Source organism: Paenibacillus sp. 23TSA30-6, assembly GCF_014858585.1.
Lineage (GTDB): Bacteria > Bacillota > Bacilli > Paenibacillales > Paenibacillaceae > Paenibacillus.
In genome coordinates this window covers 327,361-347,166 of sequence record NZ_SLTL01000001.1, presented here as the reverse complement: position 1 = coordinate 347,166, position 19,806 = coordinate 327,361, and the positions used below count along the sequence as shown (strand labels likewise).

Annotated in this window: 20 protein-coding genes; 2 read left to right on the top strand and 18 right to left on the bottom strand. The window is 49.1% G+C overall.

Annotated features, from left to right (window positions below; genetic code table 11):
* Window positions 1-48: 48 nt before the first annotated feature.
* From E0698_RS01800 to E0698_RS01735, 14 genes are all read right to left on the bottom strand, one after another.
* The gene (locus tag E0698_RS01800; RefSeq protein WP_149094538.1) at window positions 49-1,068 is read right to left on the bottom strand and encodes a TadE/TadG family type IV pilus assembly protein; all 1,020 of its coding nucleotides are present in this window, start codon (window positions 1,066-1,068) and stop codon (window positions 49-51) included.
* A complete protein-coding gene (locus E0698_RS01795) occupies window positions 1,037-3,253 on the bottom strand; it encodes a hypothetical protein (RefSeq protein ID WP_192510414.1) in 2,217 nt (738 codons plus the stop codon). Before E0698_RS01795 ends, E0698_RS01800 begins: the two co-directional genes overlap by 32 nt.
* Window positions 3,254-3,292: 39 nt before the next feature.
* On the bottom strand, window positions 3,293-3,961 hold the full coding sequence (locus E0698_RS01790; RefSeq protein ID WP_149094536.1) for a TadE family protein: 669 nt from the start codon (window positions 3,959-3,961) through the stop codon (window positions 3,293-3,295).
* Window positions 3,961-4,152, bottom strand: coding sequence for a Flp1 family type IVb pilin (locus tag E0698_RS01785; protein ID WP_013309278.1), 192 nt, complete (start codon window positions 4,150-4,152; stop codon window positions 3,961-3,963). Before E0698_RS01785 ends, E0698_RS01790 begins: the two co-directional genes overlap by 1 nt.
* Window positions 4,153-4,165: 13 nt before the next feature.
* Window positions 4,166-5,038, bottom strand: a complete 873-nt coding sequence (locus tag E0698_RS01780; RefSeq protein ID WP_192510434.1) for a type II secretion system F family protein — start codon at window positions 5,036-5,038, stop codon at window positions 4,166-4,168.
* Window positions 5,039-5,056: 18 nt separating this feature from the next.
* Complete coding sequence (locus tag E0698_RS01775; protein WP_192510413.1) at window positions 5,057-5,854, bottom strand: type II secretion system F family protein; 798 nt, start codon at window positions 5,852-5,854, stop codon at window positions 5,057-5,059.
* Window positions 5,851-7,098, bottom strand: coding sequence for a CpaF family protein (locus E0698_RS01770; RefSeq protein ID WP_192510412.1), 1,248 nt, complete (start codon window positions 7,096-7,098; stop codon window positions 5,851-5,853). Before E0698_RS01770 ends, E0698_RS01775 begins: the two co-directional genes overlap by 4 nt.
* Before the next feature lie 15 nt (window positions 7,099-7,113).
* Window positions 7,114-8,271: a ParA family protein gene (locus tag E0698_RS01765; RefSeq protein ID WP_192510411.1), complete on the bottom strand. Its 1,158-nt coding sequence runs from the start codon at window positions 8,269-8,271 to the stop codon at window positions 7,114-7,116.
* Window positions 8,272-8,799: 528 nt separating this feature from the next.
* Window positions 8,800-11,124, bottom strand: a complete 2,325-nt coding sequence (locus tag E0698_RS01760) for a histidine kinase (RefSeq protein WP_192510410.1) — start codon at window positions 11,122-11,124, stop codon at window positions 8,800-8,802.
* Window positions 11,111-11,302 (bottom strand): hypothetical protein, encoded by a 192-nt coding sequence (locus E0698_RS01755; protein ID WP_192510409.1) that lies wholly within the window; start codon window positions 11,300-11,302, stop codon window positions 11,111-11,113. The genes E0698_RS01760 and E0698_RS01755 overlap by 14 nt, the downstream gene beginning before the upstream one ends.
* Before the next feature lie 38 nt (window positions 11,303-11,340).
* Complete coding sequence (locus E0698_RS01750) at window positions 11,341-12,228, bottom strand: metal ABC transporter permease (RefSeq protein ID WP_192510408.1); 888 nt, start codon at window positions 12,226-12,228, stop codon at window positions 11,341-11,343.
* Window positions 12,225-13,154 carry a metal ABC transporter permease gene (locus tag E0698_RS01745; RefSeq protein ID WP_192510407.1) on the bottom strand — a complete coding sequence of 310 codons (930 nt, stop codon included), beginning with the start codon at window positions 13,152-13,154 and terminating at the stop codon, window positions 12,225-12,227. Before E0698_RS01745 ends, E0698_RS01750 begins: the two co-directional genes overlap by 4 nt.
* A 5-nt stretch (window positions 13,155-13,159) precedes the next feature.
* Window positions 13,160-13,924 carry a metal ABC transporter ATP-binding protein gene (locus E0698_RS01740; protein WP_134910696.1) on the bottom strand — a complete coding sequence of 255 codons (765 nt, stop codon included), beginning with the start codon at window positions 13,922-13,924 and terminating at the stop codon, window positions 13,160-13,162.
* 16 nt (window positions 13,925-13,940) lie between these two features.
* A complete protein-coding gene (locus tag E0698_RS01735) occupies window positions 13,941-14,912 on the bottom strand; it encodes a metal ABC transporter solute-binding protein, Zn/Mn family (protein ID WP_192510406.1) in 972 nt (323 codons plus the stop codon).
* A gap of 236 nt (window positions 14,913-15,148) precedes the next feature.
* On the opposite strand from E0698_RS01735, the gene E0698_RS01730 reads away from it, so the two are divergent.
* Window positions 15,149-15,958, top strand: coding sequence for a DUF3153 domain-containing protein (locus E0698_RS01730; protein ID WP_192510405.1), 810 nt, complete (start codon window positions 15,149-15,151; stop codon window positions 15,956-15,958).
* Window positions 15,959-15,962: 4 nt separating this feature from the next.
* Here E0698_RS01730 and E0698_RS01725 read toward each other — a convergent pair whose 3' ends face one another.
* The 3 genes from E0698_RS01725 to E0698_RS01715 all read right to left on the bottom strand — a co-directional run bounded on the left by E0698_RS01725 (window position 15,963) and on the right by E0698_RS01715 (window position 17,367).
* Window positions 15,963-16,373, bottom strand: coding sequence for a thiol-disulfide oxidoreductase DCC family protein (locus E0698_RS01725; protein ID WP_192510404.1), 411 nt, complete (start codon window positions 16,371-16,373; stop codon window positions 15,963-15,965).
* Window positions 16,374-16,496: 123 nt separating this feature from the next.
* Entirely contained in the window at window positions 16,497-16,823 is a 327-nt protein-coding gene (locus E0698_RS01720) for a hypothetical protein (RefSeq protein ID WP_025682429.1), read from the bottom strand.
* A gap of 124 nt (window positions 16,824-16,947) precedes the next feature.
* On the bottom strand, window positions 16,948-17,367 hold the full coding sequence (locus tag E0698_RS01715) for an organic hydroperoxide resistance protein (RefSeq protein ID WP_192510403.1): 420 nt from the start codon (window positions 17,365-17,367) through the stop codon (window positions 16,948-16,950).
* Window positions 17,368-17,652: 285 nt separating this feature from the next.
* Here E0698_RS01715 and E0698_RS01710 point away from each other — a divergent pair, with 285 nt between their 5' ends.
* The gene (locus tag E0698_RS01710; protein WP_192510402.1) at window positions 17,653-18,975 is read left to right on the top strand and encodes an Nramp family divalent metal transporter; all 1,323 of its coding nucleotides are present in this window, start codon (window positions 17,653-17,655) and stop codon (window positions 18,973-18,975) included.
* Window positions 18,976-19,071: 96 nt separating this feature from the next.
* Here the strand turns inward: E0698_RS01710 and kdpC are convergent, their stop codons facing one another.
* On the bottom strand, window positions 19,072-19,800 hold the full coding sequence (gene kdpC / locus E0698_RS01705) for a potassium-transporting ATPase subunit KdpC (protein WP_192510401.1): 729 nt from the start codon (window positions 19,798-19,800) through the stop codon (window positions 19,072-19,074).
* Window positions 19,801-19,806: the final 6 nt, after the last annotated feature.

Here is a 19,806-nt window from a genome sequence, read left to right as displayed (position 1 = left end):
TCCATCGTTATTTTCTCTATCTATTCGCAATGTTCCCATATATCCGTGCTATGGCGAACCATCCGTGTTCCCCTCCCCGTCGGTCGTCTTCTCTACCGAAAATGGAACCTCGATACGTTGTCCATCGTCCGTTTCGATCACAAAGCTCCATTGACCGGGTGTCGTGTTTGTACCTACAAACCAGTTCCATTCAATAATCCCGTCCGCATCGGCAGAGGTCCAGCCCAAGTGTTGAGCCGTGCTTTGGCCCGACTTATAAAGTACAGAAAGATTAGCTGACGTTCCGGGTTCCACTTTGGCCTTGATCAAGTTATATACACCCTTCACGGCAGGCTCAGGCTTGGCAAGCAGCTGTATGGAACCCCGGGCATCCTTAACCGCTGTAGCATCTCCTGTACCTGCTCCCTCTCCCGTGTCACCAATCCAGAGACGTTCCTCTGCCGCTGTCTGGAGTACAATACTACGATACAGAAAAGGAACCTTCATCGGCAGCTCATAAGACAGCTCCACCCTAAAATAAGGGTCCTTAGTTCCCGTAAGAGACGGCACATGCACGTTCGTTACATGTATACGGTCATACTCCAGAATGCTATCCTCTATAAAAGGCTTTAACAGCGGCTTTAGAACAGGATCAAGCGCGGCTTCTGTCAAGCGCCCACGTAGCTCCTCCATGGGCTTTTTTCCCCCCTGCACAGCGCTTTCCACCCAATCACCGATGGGAGGTGGCAGCTGGGCAGCGAATTGGCTTGCATATTCACTCACAGATAACTTGGGCAGCTCATCCAGCGGCTGGCGGACTGCATCTATTTTCGCAGACGCCGCATCCACCGCCAAAGACACCGGATAGATTTTAGCCGAAACCTGTTTAACCGCTTCTGAAGCGGTGGTCTGCAAGGCCGTAGATACCAGCGTCATCTGTACCATATAAATCAGAAAAATAATAAAAAACAAAAACAACGGCAACACCAGCGATGCTTCTAAAACGATACTTCCTTGTTCACGACGACTCCGTCCACCAACTCGCTGTAAATACCGATTAATAAGAAAAATGTGCTGTTTTCGTAACATAGTACACACTTCCCTTAATGCTTTCGCCTTCCTCTGAGGCCAGGCCCAGCATCTTCATCACCCCAGGTAAAAACAACAGCCTCATCCCGTTCTTAACCTCGCCCCTTGCATACGTTTGCCGTTCAGCAGGATTGACATCTGTATTCAGGCGGATCAATGCCAGCATACGGGATATTTTCCGTTCATTATTGCTATGGAGCATGAGGAACAATCTCAAATGATCCTTGTACGTCATTCGAAATTTCAGAAAATCAGACAGAGGCACATACCCCTTCTGAGCCAGCATAATCATATCTTCAATCGCCTTCTCTACCCCATATAAAAGAGCTGCCGCCAAAACAACCAACGGATTGCCCTTGGAGCTATTTTTGACCAAACCCTCCATCGTGCGAATGGCCAGCCTCATAGCAAAAATCTCGCCATAAGCGGAGGCCAGATTTCCAGTCGGATTATGGAAACCGTACAGAATGTACTCGACCTCCTGATTATTCAGTTCCAGTTGATCTCCCAAAATTTGCGCTGTATTCACCACCCTCCCACCTGATCCGGCTAAACTGCCAAATCGGCTAAAATCCACGTGATTAAAGTAAGAAAGCGCATATTCATTCTGGAAAAAATCATCCCCTAGTTGCGTCAGCAAGCCGGATGCCGCCCCGTATAGACCATCCATACTGTCCATGGAAGCTCCTGCCGCATCATAGGTATCATAGGACAAATCAGCGGATACTGACGGGCTGGATGCAGACTGGTTAAAAGAGATACTTTCATTGTAATACTGCTCCAACTTTTGAAATGGTCCGGCACTTTGCGTACCTTTGGAAAGCATTTCAATGATCTGATAGGCTTGCTTGAGCTTGCTCTTCGCCTCTTTTTCCATTTTTTTGCGTTCTTTATCAGGTCCACGTCGCGTGTCCATTGCTCTGGCTTCACCATCGAGTACATTAGAAGGTCCTGACCAGGCATATGCATTCAAATATTGATCCATTTCCTTGAGCGTTGAGATCACTTCTTGTCTGAACATATCTGTATTGAGATTCGGATCTGTATAAAAGGATAGCGTACGGATCATACTCGATAATCTGTTGTTAACCGTACGAATAGCTATTCGTTGCTTTTCTATAGTCGCTTCCATCTGATCAAATTCCTTATCTGGAATCAATAAATCGTCAGCCTTCTGCCTTGCGCTTCCCACAGACGGATCAACACTGGAGCTCCCTCCACTCGGAGTAGGGGCTGCGGAAACCTCATCATATCCTGCATTGGCAGCCCTCTGTTTATATTGAGCAATGACTTGACGCATCTCTTCGTTAATTTGCCTGGCTTCATTCAGCGGCTCCTTAGCCTCTACAAGCAGCTCATCATGCTCTTTTCCTACCTTGGTCATGGCTTGGCCCAGACGATCAAGTGCCGATCTCGCCCTTCTCGCATATTTCTCGATCTGCATGATTTTAACGTCGTCTACACTCTTTTTATTATCCTCATACACATGCACGTAATGCTTATATTGGGCAGCAATATCGGCTACAACCTCAAGGGAATCCCAAATATACTGATTAGGAATATACGCGCCCCTCTGTTTAATGATCCGTTTGCGAACCTCTTCCATATAAGCTCCTGCCTCACGCTGCTTTTCCAGCATGTCATCCAGCTTGGCCTCACGTTTGTCATACAGCTTTTGCAGCCGTTTCAGCAAATCAACCGTATGCGAGGCTTCTTTCATGTTCTGAGAGAGCGGCTTCAGCTTTTCCAGCACTTCCACTGTAAAATCGACAGGCGCTTTATACTTCATTTCTTCACGAATCTGCTCGTTAAATATGGCATATTTACCAAGCTCTCTTTCCATGTGCAAAGAGCTTGAATCCAGCTTCGTGTTCATAAGTGGCAGTGTGTCTGCACGCGGCGTGCGCTTGGCGCTGTCGTTCAGCACTTTGACCATAATTTGCTCTCCGCTGCTCTCACCATAGGCAAACAGACCGTAATCCTGTTGCAATGCCGGATCATAGGCAGACATAACTGAACGAACCGCCGCATGGGTCAACCGTTCGGTTTGCACATGCAGCGCGGCAATTCGTGCATAATCAATAAAAACAGCAATAAAGCCAAACATGACCGCTAAAATCAGAATCAAAAAGACCGTGACGGCTCCTAGCTCGCTATCCTTAGCATTACGTCCTTTTCCAAACACTCGCTTCCTCCCTTCCAGTCCATTCGTGTTCTCCGCTTCTTACGGACCGTTCTGTCCATATTGCGTTAATACTTGTCCTGCAACTGCCGGATTTATCTTTTCACCTGAGCCTCTGCCCATAAATTTTGCTCCGTAATATCGAACCAGCTCTACCGTACGAATCCATTCCACAGGCTCTACCACACCCGAGCTCATTGTTCCCTGTAAATCCGTCTGATCCAGAAACTGATTCAGCAAAGGCACTTTCACTATTTTATTCAGCTCTGTTGTCACCTTACGGCTGATCAGGCTGTTCTCATATGTCATCTGTCCCTGCATACCGGCAGGCATGCCACTCTCGGCGTGGGACAGCTTCTGGGCGGGCAAATCGCCTCCTCCACCGCCACCGGGCACCTGCACACTTACCTGATTATTGGCTCCAGCCCAGCCAAACAAGGCACCCAGCATGGCATCATCCTTCAAGCGCCAATAAAGCGAATCTCGTTGTCCTTGGGTGAATGCGCCTGTACGCGGTTCCTTGAAGCTGTTATCCCAGCTATAAGCGGCTCGTTCCGAAGCCGTAGAAGCGACCTGCACCAAGATGGATTTTTGATATATATACAGGCAAAAAAACAACATCACAAAAATGACCAGCAACAGTATGGGAAAGACGAGGGAAGCTTCCAATGAGAAGCTCCCTTCCTCTTTGTGTGCCAAATTACGCAGCATTATGAATCCATGAAGTCGTTACTCTTTTTATCCGCTTTTTTCAACAGACCTTCTACAATCTTCTTGATCTGATCCTTGAAAATAATCGCCACCGCAATCAGAATCGCGATAATCAGAATCATTTCTAACGTACCCAAACCGTCCTCATCCTTGTACAATTTACGAATACTACCTGTTACTAATGTCATCATCGTTGTATTCCTCCTACATATTCATCATCATTAAGGCGGGAGCGCCCACCAGCACAATAACCGTTAGCAAAATCAGCGCCATCGGAAATACCAGCTTAGATGAAGCCTGCTCCCCTCTTGTGCGGCTAATTGAGGTCCGCTTGCTCCATAGCGTCTGGGACAACTCACGTAAAGCCATCACAAAATCGCTACCGCCGCGTCTCATATTCAGTAACACTGTTGTCGTAAACACCGTCATTTCCTGAATGCCGCAGCGCTTGCTCAAATGCTCAAATGCCTGTTGAAAGGAATAGCCGCTTTCCCATTCCCCCACCGTCTGACGCAGCTCCCGGTACAACGGATGTACCATATCCGCCCCTTTGCGCTCCACGCAATGAAGCAATGCCCGTTGTACTGTCTCGCCTGCGCCGACCAAAAGCATGATTTTACTCAGTAATTCAGGCAATTCCATTAAAATTTGCTGATCCCGCTTCTGTACCTTTCCGTGCAGATCCTTGACCAGCGCGATGGGCACCAGAATACCCAGCCCCAATCCGAGCACCAGCCCGGTCGCATCTCCGCCCATCATGAGCGATATTAAAGCTCCACCAGCCGCCATCATGTATCCGTAACCCACCATTTCGGCCAGAAAAAGCATCGTTTTTTCCCCACTGTTGCGCATACCGTACAGCTTTTGTACCGAGCGCTGGAGCTTGAACATCAGCAAAGGCAGTCTTTGGGCGGCACGTGAAGCATGGATCATGTGTACGAAAGGAACCGAGAGCCTTTGCAGGCGCAGTCCTTCCAGCTTCATATGGCGAAAGCTCGCATACTTAGCACCGTACATCCGGTTCAGCACCACCCAACCTCCCACTTGCAGAACCAGCATGACCAGACAAACCAACATCACCACGCCTATCTCTCCTTACACCTCAATTTTCATAATGTGGTTAATCCATACGAGGCAGCCACCAAGCACCAATAGGCAAAAGGTAGACAAAATCATACCTGTCCCGCTGTATAACGGCATCATGTAATCTCCCGCAGTGATTGTCATAAACAGTACAAACAGAAAAGGCGCCGCAAACATAACCCTAGATTCAAAACGTTTCTGCGCGATCATCACACCGATCTCTTGCTGAATTTCCAGCTTCTCCCCTATAACACTTGAAGCCCGTCGCACGACCTCCACCAGATCACCCCCGGTTCGTTTGCAAGCTGCAAACACGTCCGCAAAATTCGTAATGTCCTCCATCTGCGCCCGACGAGCAAAATCCTGCAAGGCCGTCTCCACAGGTTGTCCAATTTCCAGACAGGCTGTAATAATGTTAAATTCAAAAATCAGATCATGATCTCCATCCGGGCTAAGCAGCCTCAAATCCTCTACGGCCTCACGAAAGCCGTTCTCCACCGACCTCCCCGCCGAAAGGGAAGACGAGAGCGAATATAAAGCCTGCTTGAATTGAATGCTTAGAGCTGACCTGCGCCGTTGCAGCAAAAACTGCCTAAAATAACGAGGCGTCAGCAAAGCTCCAGCAGCGCACAGCAACGACAATATCCATTGATGATAAAAAAGATAGCCGATCATTGCGAATAGCACGCCACTAAAGAGGATACACAGGCTTTTTTGCACAGGTGACAGTGTATATACCGTATAGTCCGGCAGGGAAGTAGTCTGACGGGATGCTTGCTCCGGCTTCACAGCCGCTTTTCCTGGCTTCATACCGACGCTTCCCCCCTGCTCCAGCTTTCCGGCTTCATCCCGGCCATTTGCAGCTTCAACGTATGTTGCAAACCTTCACCGCAACGCTCCAGCCCTCCGACGATGCGTCCTTTACTTTCGCCCCGTTCCTGAAAACGATAGAGCGGATTGAGCACCACTTCACCATTTTTAAAGCCAGCTACTTCGCTAATTTCCAGCACCCGTCTGGATTTGTCCCGCAACCGTGACAAATGCACGAATATATCAATAGCCGAGCTGATCTGCTGCCGTACCACACCTAGTGGCAGCTCAGCCCCGCCCAGCACCATCGTCTCCAGTCTACTGACCATATCGCGGATATTATTTGCGTGTCCCGTCGATAGCGATCCATCATGTCCTGTGTTCATCGCCTGCAACATATCCAACGCCTCACTCCCCCTGACCTCACCCACCACAATGCGATTGGGACGCATACGCAGGGAGGAACGAATCAGATCACGAATCGTGATTTCGCCCTTCCCCTCGGTGTTGGCATTCCGTGTTTCCATGGAAACCAGATTAGGTACGGTTACAATTTGCAGCTCTGCTGAGTCCTCAATCGTAATAATCCGTTCTGATGGCGGGATAAATTGGGATAATGCATTCAGAAAGGTCGTTTTACCAGACCCCGTACCCCCGCTTATAAAAATATTGTACTTGCTGCGTACCAGATCTTTGAGCATACTGGCGGTTTCTGTACCCAGTGCATCCATTCGTATCAAGTCATCCATCGTCATCGGACGCTCGGGAAACTTCCGTATCGTCATCGTCGGTCCCTTGAGAGCAACTGGCGGTAGCACAATATTTACACGTGACCCGTCCTTCAATCGGGCGTCGACAATCGGTGAAGACTCATTCACAATCCGATTCACTCCGGCTACAATCGTCTGGATCAAATCCTCCAGTCGCTCACGGGATTCAAATTGATCGGGTGCCTGGATCACCTCACCTGCCCGCTCCACAAAAATTTCCCGATGACTATTAATCATAATTTCCGTAACCGTGGGGTCATCAATCAACGGCTGGAGCACATCTAGCCCACGGAAGGAATTAAAAATTTTACGGACCAGCGCATGCTTTTCTCTGGAGGTCAAACCTGCCAGCTCTGTGTCATGCAAAATTCGATTTTCAATATGCCGCACTAACTCTGCATCCCCTACCGAGGACGTGACGTCCAGGCCTCCCCGGATATCCGCTCGTAGTGCACGAAACCGTTCTTCATTCATGTTCATCGGCCCCCTTTAAGACCAAGCGGCGGGCGGCTGTGTTACAGTCTCCACATTCAGCAGCTCGCGGCACAGCTGGCGAATTTCCCGCTGATAAATCGGTGAACTAAGCAGCAACTCACGATGCTGCATCTGCTTCCATGAAGGAATGTAGGGCAGCGCTCCGCTCAGCTCCATAAAGTCCCGAGGCAAGGTGTTAACCATCGTCCCCATATAACGGTTCACCACAAAACGGGTTTTGGTCAGCATGGCTTCAAGTCCTTCAGGCTGCATGGCTTCCAGAACATCCAGCCATAGCCCGCACTTGTGCATGCTCATTAAATCGTCCGCCAGCAGCCAGATCAGCTTATGGCTGGCTTCGAGTACAGCCTGAGCCCGGTCGCCATTTTTGGATTCGCCATCTACGATTACAACATCATACTGTCCACTTTCGGCAATCGTCCGAATCAGCTCTACCGCCTCATCACAGGTCATGTCCATCAGTTCCTTGCGGTTATCGACAGGCTGAAAGGTGTCGGCCTGAATTTCAGAACGGCGCACACAATACGAAGCGACAGATAAGGGATTTCCCTTATGCCCCGCTGCCTTGAGGTCATAAAGCAGTCTGGACAGCCCCTCTCCTTCTGCTCCGCTAGAACTGCCGGAACCCGTGAACAACGAACTTGAATCCACCGTTTCCAAATTCAAATAAAAAACCGAATACCCCTCATTTCCCAGCTGCTTTGATATATTGAGCGCAGCCGTTGTCTTACCCAACCCACCGGAAGCCGCAACCATGCCAATAATCATTCCGCCTTCCCGGCTGTTCACGCTCTGCCGCCCACTTGTCCGCTGTCTCGCCGTTTCCAAAATAAAGCCCACCAATTCAGACAAGGGCTGATATTTTAATAAAGGTTGTCCGTATTCGCTCACCTGTTCTCCCTCATGTAGCACCAGACAAGGAATATCGGAAGCTTCCCGATCTGCCCACAGACTCAAAAAAGCGGCTTCACCCACCACTACATCCGGCTTTTTCATTCCAGCCGTTTCCATCATGTATTGGCGAAATGCCTCCGGCTGCGAAAATGCCGTTACTCTCAGCCTTCTGGCGTACTCGCTTCCGTGTACATAATTCAGCAGTGGCTCAATATAATCCCGGCTTTCTACAGCCAGCACTACTTTTACCGGAATCATGACGCTCATCCCCTCCCCCAAAACAACAACGCAAAAAAGCACCGTTCATCAAACCGTACATACATACGGTTGGTGAACGGTGCTTCCGTCACGTGCAATCTATTTACTGGTAGAATAGCACAGCGCCTATTTTAGAGCAAGCATTTTTTATGTTAGAATTTCTTCAAATCCTTATGTAAACGAAAGGCGGGCATTCAAGCCCGCCTCCCATTGCCTTAATCTTAGTAGAATTTGTGGTGACGACGATGACAGTCATGATGGCGATGATGGCGATGTTTCCGACAATGACATTTTTTACCGAAATCTTCATGTTTCCGGTGATCATGTTTAAATTTAGGCTCAAACTTAATGACAGTCACCTTAATAATCTTCTTAGTAACGCGTTTTCTTGGCTTAGGAAAATGACAATGATGCGAACGATGTTTAAACATTTCAAATTCGCCTCCATTTCTTTGAGATAGAATATACTATGGAAGCACTGAACAACCGGAACCCAGCATCTGACTATTTATAAAAGGATTGGGCGATTCAATCCCCTTCCTCCAACTTGATGTCCGGGTCATAGTCCGCCACGATCAAAACATCCATATGACGCGCTTGACGGAGAATTTGCGGGACGACCGCATCCTTTCCCCAACGACTGCTTCTGGAGGACTGCCCCACAATTAACTGCGTACCCGTATACCCTTCCACCGGAGTAATCAATATGTCAGCAATCTCTCTCCGACTGGAAACAAGCCGGATTTCGAAGGTTCCTCCCAGACGGTGGGTTAGCATTTTCAACTGTTCCAGCCGGGAGTTTAGCTTCTCCGGTATGCTTATACCGACATGAACATAGGTCACGATCCATACCGCCTTCAGACGAAAAGCAATACGAAAGCCGCGTCGAATCAGCCTTTCAGCATTGTTACTAAGCGTCACCCCTACGAAGATTACTTCCTCTCTACGCCACGGCCCTCTCAGCGATTCGTGTCGATCCCAGGATTCCAGCCGTTCATCTACATCATCTGCCAATTCCCGCAAAGCAAGCTCCCGCAAGGCAATCAGATTGCCTAATTTAAAAAAATGGCTAAGCGCTTGCTCCACCTTGGCAGGATCGTATATTTTGCCATCACGCATACGCTGCTGCAACGATTTGGGAGCCACATCAATGAGCTGTACCTCATCGGCCAGCCGCATCATACGGTCGGGAACCGTCTCCCTCACCCGAATGCCGGTAATCTGCTCGACCGCATCATTCAGGCTTTCCAGGTGCTGTACATTCATTGTGGAAATGACAGAAATCCCTTGATCCAAAATCGTCAATACATCCTCATAGCGCTTGGATCTCGAACTGCCGGGAACATTGGTATGTGCCAGTTCATCAATAAGGACCACCTCGGGATTGCGCTTGAGAATCGCTTCCGTGTCCATTTCCTCCAAATATACGCCATGACGCTCGATAATCTGACGGGAAACGGTATCCAGCGAGCCTACTTGTGCCAGTGTTTCCGCCCTTCCATGTGTTTCCAGCAGTCCGATAACAACATCAATCCCGCTTGCCAGCAGGTCATTTCCCTCTCTGAGCATCGTGTACGTCTTACCGACACCGGGGGCAGCACCGATATATACCTTGAGCTTGCCACGCCGGATTTTGGCAGCCTCAGCCTGCGCTTCCTCGTCGCTCAGACGATGGTATGGATCATTGTCTTCTTCCTGCCTCATCGTCGGCAAAATACGTTCTCCCTCCTGCTCGGCGCGGTCGGCAATAAGCAACAGGTCCATATTTTTCATCCGCTTAAAAATCCCATTCACCAGCGAACCTCTAACCAGCTCCTGCCACCGGGTCTGCCGGGAATGTCCCATAACGATCCGGGTAACATTACGCGCCACCGCATAATGGATAAGCTGCCGAGGCAATCTTCTGCGGGTAATGAGCGGGATTTCTTCAAATTCCGATCCTACCTTTTCAACCAGTTGCTCAATCGAGCGCTTGAAGGCCGCCGATTCCTTGGACAGCTTGCGCTTCGGATCGACAAAGGAGGCCACCAGCATATCTCCACCCAGCCGCTTGGCGACCTGCTCTCCCCTGCGTACATATATGGACCCGTTCCAGTGATACTGGACAGGCACCAAAATACGCTCTGCGGCTCCTGACGCCCCGTGCAGACCCAATTCCTCCCGATGCCGTTCCAGTGAATCGTTCACATCCTCTGCCACCAATCGCAGAGCCAGCTCACGAAGCTTACCCAAATTCCCCCGGTGAAACATCTCAGGATTGGGCGCATACATGTATCCTTTCGCCAGCCGCTCCAAAATCGTTTCCGGTGTAACATCAATCAGACGAATTTCATCCGCCAGCTCCAGCGTATCGATAGGAACTGTATATTCCGCTTCTATTCCTGTTAGCTGATAAACCCACTCCGTAATTCCTTCCAGCTCATAGACATTGATCGTCGTAATGACACTGATACCCAGATCCAGCAGATATTGAATATCCTCCAGCCGCGTTGGAAATGGGGCGCCTTCCCGGTTGCGATGTGCCAAATGATCCACCAGCACCACCTCGGGATTGCGTTCCTCCAGTGCTTTCAGATTTAAATCCTTCTGCTCTACCCCATCCTGAACCCAATGAATACTGGGTATCCGCTCCAGCGTGCCCACCTGCTCCACCGTCTCGCGCCGCTGCATGGTCGACACTGCACAAATCACAACGTCGATACCTTCATGCTGAAGCAATTGTCCTTCCTGAAGCATATGATACGTTTTGCCCGATCCACTGACCGCTCCAATGTATATTTTGAGTCTGCCTCGATGCAGTTTATTAATGGAATCCAATATTTCCTCTGGTGATTTACGTTTAAAGCTCTCCATCTTCGTGCCTCCCTGCAACGTGACAGATCGTTCCGTCCGTTCTTGTATCGCTGTAATGAATGTACTCCCGTGTCCCCAACAATTCAAGACGATCCGCTCCAGCCTGCCCCAAATAAGCCACACAGGGCAGCATACGCGCAAAAAAACGCGCATTCAGGCGTTTTCTACCTGTCTGCACGCTATTTTAGGCACTCATAGATGATCGCCTTCTGCGAATTACTTGCTGTCTTCACGAACCAGTCCTCGTTGCTGGAACAACTTTTGCCACACCACCCCATGGGACGGGGAAAAGAGAAAGGCCAGCAGCAACAGCAAACCCGATACACACAGCATACATGCGGCAATAGAAGCATCCAGTACACTTGCTGTGTAAAAGCCTGCTACCGAACTGATCGCCCCAAACCCGACGCTGTACACAATCATACGGGATAGCTTCTCCGTCAGCAGATAAGCCGTAAGAGGCGGTACCACGAGCATTCCGACCACCAGAATCGCACCCACGCTCTCAAACGATGCCACTGTCGTAAGCGAGACGAGACTCATCAGCAGATAGTGAAAAAAAACAACCGGAATACCTACCGAAGCCGCCAGCGCAGGATCGAAGGAAGTGATTTTAAATTGCTTGAAAAATCCCCCTACCACGAGCAAATTAATCAAAAACATCGCGCCCGTAATCCACACAGCCCTCGGACCGACATCGAAGCCAGCAATCTCTAACGTATTCCACGGCACATAAGCAATTTCCCCATACAAAACGTGATCCATATCCAGATGGGCATTGGAAGCAAACACACTGACCAGCAAAACACCTATGGCAAACAATGTTGTAAACACTACGCCAATGGCAGCATCACTTTGCAGACCGCTTTGTTGGAATAGCTGAATCAGGTACACCGTTAGAAGACCCAGCACGGCCACACCAAACATCATCCACACCGAGTCCCTCGATCCGCTGATTAGAAAGGCAATAACAATCCCAGGCAGCACCGCATGGCTGATCGCATCACCAATCATAGCCATTTTCCGAAGCACGAGAAAGCAGCCAACAATGCTGCATCCCCCTGCCACTAACATTCCCGTCAAGATCACATAAAATGAACTCATAGGGCACGCTCCTCCCTTGGCTGTGTTCCGACTGCCTGCTCCAGATTTTTCCTGACGTTCAACCGAACGATAGCCTTGGAAATCATTCCGCGCTGCGGCGCAAAAATCAGGCTCACACCGAACACGACAGTCGCACACAACACACACAACGGCCCTGTGGGCAGATTTTGCCCCAAAGAACTAATGACCGTTCCACCGAAGCCCGCTATAGCACCAAACAAACCCGATAGACACACCATGACCCCCAGCTTCTCGGTCCAGTATCTTGCCGATACCGCAGGTGTAATCAACAAGGCCGCCATCATAATGACACCCACCGCCTGAATACCGGCAACCACCGCAATAACAATCAGCAGCATCAACAGCTTATCCAGCAAGCCTGCCGGAAAACCAAGTCCACGGGCAAAGCCGGGATCAAAGCTAAGCAGCTTAAATTCCTTGAAGAACAATATACAGATCCCGATTAGCACCACCGAAATTGCCGCCATCGTGTAGACATCAGACAATACCATTGCTGCCGCCTGACCAAACAGAAATTTATCCAGCCCGCTCTGATTCCCCGCTCCGCTGTGCTGAATTTCCGTCAAGAGCATAATGCCAAAGCCGAAAAATACAGACAGCACGGCTGCAATCGCCGAATCGCTTTTGATTCGTGAGTATCGGGTCAGCGCACTGATGGCAAAGGTTGCAACAATACCTGCAATGGCGGCCCCGATCATAAATCCAAATACGGATTTTGTGCCCGTAATCATAAATGCTACACATACCCCCGGCAAAGCCGCATGTGCCAAAGCATCCCCCATGAGCGACTGTTTGCGCAAATACATAAAGCTGCCAATCACACCGCTGCTTAAACCGAGCAAGATGCAGCCCAGTAGAATCCACTGCATATTCGGATCGGCCAAAAGCGTAGCCAAGCTTGTCATACCGCTCACCTCACTCCGAGTATCGTGCCGGAATCCGGACCTGTTTTGAGTATGCCCAGACGTCCGCCATACGTACGTTGAAGATTTTCCTCGGTGAAAATGTCTGCCGTCTCTCCGAACGCCATCAGATGGCCGTTCAGCAGCATGACCTGATCAAAATAATCTGTGACCGTAGACAAATCATGATGAACGACAAGTACCGTTTTCCCCTGCCGCTTCAAATCTGTGAGCAATGAAATAATGGCTTTTTCTGTTGCAGCGTCCACACCTACAAACGGTTCATCCATAAAATAAAGCTGAGCGTCCTGCGCAAGTGCTCTGGCTAGAAAAACACGCTGCTGCTGCCCGCCGGATAACTGACTGATCTGCCTGTCCGCATAGTCGCTCATGCCTACCTTGTCCAGACTTTCCAGCGCAGCCTGACGATCAGCGGCTCCTGGCCGCTTGAACCAGCCGAGTCTGCCGTATCGTCCCATCATGACCACATCCAGCGCGTTCGTCGGAAAATCCCAATCTACCGACTCACGTTGCGGCACATAACCAACCTTGAGCAACTGCTGTTTATAAGGCTTGCCGTAAACCAACACCTCGCCTCTGAGCTTCGGGATTAGTCCAAGCGCAGCCTTGATCAGCGTGGACTTCCCAGCCCCGTTCGGACCGATAATACCAATCAGCTTGCCTTCCGGCACCTCGAAGGAAACGTCAAGCAGAACGGGCTTTTTTTGATAAGCTACAGATAAATCACGAACCACAAGTGGTGAATGCTCCATGTTGTTTCCTCCTCCTTTATTTAAGAGCTTTAACAATCGTATTAACGTTATGCTTGACCATTCCAATATACGTACCGTCTTCCGTGCCTTCCTCACCCATCGCATCCGAATACAGCTCGCCGCCAACCTTGATTGTATGGCCCTGCTGCGCTGCTCCCTGGATGACCGCATCTATGGCCTTTCTTGGAACGCTGGATTCTACGAATATAGCCTTGATTTTATGTTCAACCAAATAATCACGCAGCTTGGTCACATCCTGAGAGCCCGCTTCGGATTCTGTGCTCATTCCTTGAAGGCCTCTCACTTGAATGCCGTAGGCATCTCCGAAATAGCCAAAAGCATCATGGGCCGTGACAAGCACGCGCTGGGCTTCTGGTATGCTGGCAATCTGCTCCCTCGTGTAATCATCCAGCTTCTGCAGTTCAGCGAGATAAGCTTCTGCATTCGTCTTATAATCCTCCGCATGAGCAGCATCCAGCGTCGACAATTCATCTCTGACGGTTTCTACTGCAGACATCCAGTTTTGTACGTTAAACCAGATATGCGGATCATGCTCCGACCCCATTTCCGGGCTACCTGAGCGCAACTGATCCTGAGCAATATTTTTGGACACAGGTACGACAGGTTTTTGCTTGCCGATCTTCTCCAAAATATCCTGCATTTTTCCTTCCAGATGCAGTCCGTTATAAAAAATAATATCCGCCTGATCCAGTTTGCGCATATCTCCCTGAGAAGCCTTGTACAAATGTGGGTCAACACCTGACTTCATAATGCCTGTAACCTCCACATGATTACCCCCTACCTTGCCGACAATATCAGAAATCATGCCAATGGTAGCTGTTGCCTTTATTTTTTGCCCCGCCTCTCCGGTAGCTCCCTGCTCCGCCTTCTTACCATTAGTGCATGCACTTGCTACAACTAAAACCAGGAACAATGTTCCTGCCATCAAAGCCCATCGCGGTACAGTCGTCTTAAACCGTTTATTCATGTTTCAACATCCTCCTCTATTTATATGTATTTGGGACAAACTATTTCATGATGTCAATTATTTTTTCCTAATACTATATTTTAGAGTATACACTAAAATGTTTCCCCAAGGAAACATTTTAAATATAAAAATCTATTTATCCTGTCAGTCCGTTCGATTTTAGCTCTCCGAATGTGTAATATATAGAAGATATCCAATCGTTAAACGAAAGAACATATATAAAGAAGGGGAAGATCATGGAGCAAACAGGATACGGCCCTTACCGGGACAAGCATCAACAACATCGAACACGGAAAATGCTGCTCATTTTTGTGCTGCTGTGCTGTCTGATCCCTCTCACTTCCTGTGCACGGGGGGACGTCCATGTAGATGTTCATCTGGATCAAAGTGTGGATATGGATGCTTCGTTCAGTGTAAACAATCAGACGCTAGTGATGTTGGATAATCCAGGACTGCTGGACCGCTTGGCCAAGCGGATTCAAAGCAACAATCTAAATGTTCAGCCACTATCTGAGCAGGGAAGAAAGGGTTATCAAATCAAGGGGCACTATCAAGGAGATTGGAGTGCAAGTGGAAAAAATCCCAATCAGGGTCTAAATCTACCTGAGGGATTAGAATTTAAACGTGCTGTGACCCCACATTTTTTCACAACTAACTATGATCTTACAATGAAGCTCGATCTGCCACAGATGCTTCCTGAGGAAGCTCGGGGACTCGGTGACAAATTAGAGCAAATGAATGTGTTCGCACGCAAAATAGTGGAGCGGCAGCTTGATCTAAATTTTAGCATATCCTTACCGATCCAGCCCGCAGCCAGCAATGCCGACAGTGTATCGGCAGACGGAAAAACGCTGCGTTGGAATATTGCCCCATTAGAATCTAATGAGCTAAAGTTATCCGTCAACGTACCCAATCTGCGTCATATCATATATGTAGCCGTTGCGGGCCTGATCCTGATTGCGGCAGTTGTGATATGGCTGATTCGTCGTCATCGCTCCAAAAAGGACTCTAAAAAGAAAGCTGCTCCTCCGAAACCTGAATCCTGAACAGTTAAAAAAATCGTTGCCTAATTTCTGGTGGGGGGATCTGACATTGATCCTCTTCATCCTTGCCAAACCAGCGGTATCGGTTACGTGCCACCCAGTTATAGACTGCGTTGCGTATAAAGCGGGGAACGAGGATAAAGACATAGGCCAGCGGATATGGAAAACGCAGATGTCTGGCAATCCGCAAAGCCGCGGTTGACCTTGTGTAATACATACCGTCTTCGATCAGTACGAATGTATCCAACTGATCCGTTGACAATCCTCCTGCACGCAGAAGCTTCTGTCCCTGCTCGGATTGCAGGGAACCAAAATGAAACGTCCCCTTCGGGTCACGCTTAATAATGAAGCGGGCCGCCCCCTGACAAAAATGGCATACACCATCCACCAACACAATCGAATGATCAGACTGCTTCATACATGCATTTCACCTCCGGGAAATAAACAACAGAATACTTCAACAGTATGAGTATAAACAAAAAAACGCCGAAATCATCCGACGCTTGTTTAACAATGTATAGGCTTTTACCTGTTTTGAGAACTAGCTCAATGCTTTCTCAAACAGCTGTTTCGAATTAATTTGCTCTAAAAACTCATCATGGAACTTATCCATACACTTGCAGATAAAATCCTTATGGCATACCGGGCAAGGCGTCGTTAGCAATCGACTGATATTCGTCAAGGTCCACTCCGGATTACGTTGAGAAAAAACGCGGCACTCCGTTCCATCGGCCAAACTCATTTTAAACTCATAAAGCCCTTCTTTTTCGTTGCTGCCAGCCAGCGTGAAATTAACAATATTCGGTCTGTAAGACATCATATCACCCGTATTTTTCAAATTTGTTTCGTACCTGATGACCAGAATCACCTAAGCCATCTTAATGAATTTTGGCGATGATGTCAAATAGTCTCGGATCTCCGCGAATCAAGGTCTATATGCAAAAGCCGCCGATGAATCGGCGGCAGGAACGTAGAGATTATGTGCTTCGCGATCAAATGACGTTCAGCTCGACGTCAATGTTGCCACGAGTCGCCTTGGAATACGGACAAAAATCATGCGCTTGACGTGCCAAATCTTCGGCCTGAAAACGTTCAATACCCGGTATTTTCACGTCTAGACGCACCGCCAATTGGAAGCCGCCATCGCTCGGGTCCTTACCGATGGACACGTGGCTGGTGACCTCAACATTATCCACTTTTACCTTGGCTTTGCGGGCTACATTAGCCAATGCACTCTCATAACAGGCGCCATAGCCTGCCGCAAACAATTGCTCGGGATTCGTGGCCTCTCCACCTGCACCACCCAATTCCTTCGGTGTACTGAGCTTATGCTTCAAAACTCCGTCCGATGAAGCGACAGAACCGTCTCTTCCGCCATGTACCGTTGCTGATGCTGTGTATAATGCTTCCATGATTTCATCTCTCCTTCTTTACATGGTTTACATTCGCTGGGATCATCGCCATGTTAATGATGATTTCCTTCTCGTATGTACTTTAAACAAACCACACAAAATGAATCACTGGAGAGCGCGGATTTATAATATGACCGACAACCTGTCGTGGGTTAAAATAAGATTAACTTGCTTAACCGCACAAAAGTTGCACTGGACAAAAACTATTGTGGGTGTACAATAGGGATAAAGCAATAGTTATGTCACTAATAATATATTCCAACATGGATAAAGAAGGTGAAGCGTATGAGAAATACAAAAGGGAACCTGGCGGAAATCGCTTCACTATCGGAAGTGAATCGCTCCTTGAACGTCCCGAAGGACGGCACGTGGTTTCGAAAATTCCTCGCCTTTGCCGGACCCGGCTATATGGTCGCTGTCGGCTATATGGACCCCGGCAACTGGGCTACAGACATTGCAGGCGGATCGCAATTTGGCTATACACTGCTCAGTGTCATTCTGATCTCCAATCTGATGGCCATCCTGCTACAAGCCTTATCCGGCAAACTCGGCATTGCCACAGGCAAAGATCTAGCTCAGATGTGCCGCGAAGCCTATAGTCGCCCGGTGGCAATCGGCTTGTGGCTTTTATGCGAAATCGCCATTGCAGCCATGGATCTGGCCGAGGTCATCGGTTCAGCCATTGCACTCAAGCTGCTGTTCGGTATACCACTATTGTACGGTGTCCTGATTACCGCATTTGATGTCATGCTTATTTTATTACTGCAAAATAAAGGTTTTCGTGCTTTGGAAACGCTGGTCATTGTACTGATGGTGACGATTGCCAGTTGCTTTGGCATCAATCTCATTTTGGCTAAGCCGGAATGGAGCAGCGTGATGGGTGGCTTTGTACCGGACTCACAAATTTTGACCAACCCAAGCATGTTGTATATCGCCATCGGTATTATGGGCGCTACCGTGATGCCTCACAACCTGTACCTGCATTCGTCCATCGTACAAACTCGTAAATTCGAGCAGACGTCAGCAGGCAAACGAGAGGCTATCAAATTCGCAACATGGGATTCGAGTATAGCGCTCATGTTCGCCCTGTTTATCAATGCCGCGATTCTGATCGTCGCCGCAGCCGTGTTCCATACAGCAGGAAAAACCGATGTGGCGGAAATCAGCGATGCTTTCTATCTGCTGTCGCCATTACTCGGAACCACGCTCGCCAGTATCCTGTTCGGGGTGGCGCTGCTCGCTTCCGGTCAGAATTCAACCGTAACCGGTACCTTAGCCGGGCAAATCGTCATGGAGGGCTTTCTCAGCCTTCGTCTCGCGCCTTGGCTGCGCCGTCTGGTAACCAGACTCATCGCTATCATTCCAGCGGTGATCGTCACAGCAATCGCGGGGGAAAAAGGGGCCGAAGAATTGCTCGTGCTAAGTCAGGTCATTCTGTCCATCCAGCTTCCCTTTGCCATCATCCCGTTGCTGATCTTCACCAGCGACAAAAAGCGTATGGGTGAGTTTGCGAACAAAACATGGCAAAAAGTATTAGCCTGGATCGTGACCGCTGTCATCATTATCTTGAATGTGGTGCTCATCGTACAAATGATTTCAGGTCATTGAGAGGCAAACAACACTTTAAAATCAAGAAAAAGGTATCCCCTTGGCTTATTGCAACCCGGGATACCTTTTTTTAATTACCCTAATCCATCGTCCAACTTACCGCTTGTCAGGCTGTGCCTGCGTTTGCGCTTCAAGCGCGAGGTTCAGCTTGAGCACGTTCACACGTGGTTCACCGAACACCCCGGCACTGCGGCCTTCGGTCTGCTCCTGTACCATTGCCTTCAGCTTACCCTGTGTAATACCCGTCAAGCCACTAATACGCGGGATCTGAGCCAATGCCGCCTGTGGCGAGATATGCGGGTCCAGACCGGAGCCGGAGTTTGTAATCAGGTCCACCGGAACCTGACTGATTGGTACATCCGGATTATTTTTCTGCCAATCCGCTATCGAATCCTTGACCCTCTGTATTAAGGCCGGATTGGACGGTGCGTAGTTACTGGAGCCTGAACCAGCCCCATTATAATCAATGCTCGATACCCGCCCCTGAAAAAACGCCGGATTGGCAAAGGACTGCCCGATCAGCTCGGAGCCGACTACCTGACCCTCTGCATTACGAAGCATACTGCCGTTCGCCTGCTGCGGAAACAATACCTGTGCCACGCCCGTGCTAACCAGCGGGTAAGCGAGACCGCACAGCAGAATCATCAGCACCGAGGTGCGCAAGGCCACTCCTATAATGGTGCCTCCCCGCATCTCTTCTCTCTCCGGCTGTCCATTCGGCACAGCATCCGTCTCTGGACGCTTGTTATTCCCCTGCCCGGCAGACCCGACTTTTTCGTGTGCAGCAAATCTGCGTCCGGACATCATCCGATAAAAGCCACTCATGTTGCT

Bases quoted from the DNA above. Each gene is read 5' to 3' on its own strand.
- E0698_RS01800 (WP_149094538.1), bottom strand. From the start codon at position 1,068: ATGTTACGAAAACAGCACATTTTTCTTATTAATCGGTATTTACAGCGA.
- E0698_RS01790 (WP_149094536.1), bottom strand. From the start codon at position 3,961: ATGCTGCGTAATTTGGCACACAAAGAGGAAGGGAGCTTCTCATTGGAA.
- E0698_RS01785 (WP_013309278.1), bottom strand. From the start codon at position 4,152: ATGATGACATTAGTAACAGGTAGTATTCGTAAATTGTACAAGGATGAG.
- E0698_RS01780 (WP_192510434.1), bottom strand. From the start codon at position 5,038: ATGTTGGTTTGTCTGGTCATGCTGGTTCTGCAAGTGGGAGGTTGGGTG.
- E0698_RS01775 (WP_192510413.1), bottom strand. From the start codon at position 5,854: ATGAAGCCAGGAAAAGCGGCTGTGAAGCCGGAGCAAGCATCCCGTCAG.
- E0698_RS01770 (WP_192510412.1), bottom strand. From the start codon at position 7,098: ATGAATGAAGAACGGTTTCGTGCACTACGAGCGGATATCCGGGGAGGC.
- E0698_RS01765 (WP_192510411.1), bottom strand. From the start codon at position 8,271: ATGATTCCGGTAAAAGTAGTGCTGGCTGTAGAAAGCCGGGATTATATT.
- E0698_RS01760 (WP_192510410.1), bottom strand. From the start codon at position 11,124: ATGGAGAGCTTTAAACGTAAATCACCAGAGGAAATATTGGATTCCATT.
- E0698_RS01750 (WP_192510408.1), bottom strand. From the start codon at position 12,228: ATGAGTTCATTTTATGTGATCTTGACGGGAATGTTAGTGGCAGGGGGA.
- E0698_RS01745 (WP_192510407.1), bottom strand. From the start codon at position 13,154: ATGACAAGCTTGGCTACGCTTTTGGCCGATCCGAATATGCAGTGGATT.
- E0698_RS01740 (WP_134910696.1), bottom strand. From the start codon at position 13,924: ATGGAGCATTCACCACTTGTGGTTCGTGATTTATCTGTAGCTTATCAA.
- E0698_RS01735 (WP_192510406.1), bottom strand. From the start codon at position 14,912: ATGAATAAACGGTTTAAGACGACTGTACCGCGATGGGCTTTGATGGCA.
- E0698_RS01730 (WP_192510405.1), top strand. From the start codon at position 15,149: ATGGAGCAAACAGGATACGGCCCTTACCGGGACAAGCATCAACAACAT.
- E0698_RS01725 (WP_192510404.1), bottom strand. From the start codon at position 16,373: ATGAAGCAGTCTGATCATTCGATTGTGTTGGTGGATGGTGTATGCCAT.
- E0698_RS01715 (WP_192510403.1), bottom strand. From the start codon at position 17,367: ATGGAAGCATTATACACAGCATCAGCAACGGTACATGGCGGAAGAGAC.
- E0698_RS01710 (WP_192510402.1), top strand. From the start codon at position 17,653: ATGAGAAATACAAAAGGGAACCTGGCGGAAATCGCTTCACTATCGGAA.
- kdpC (WP_192510401.1), bottom strand. From the start codon at position 19,800: ATGAGTGGCTTTTATCGGATGATGTCCGGACGCAGATTTGCTGCACAC.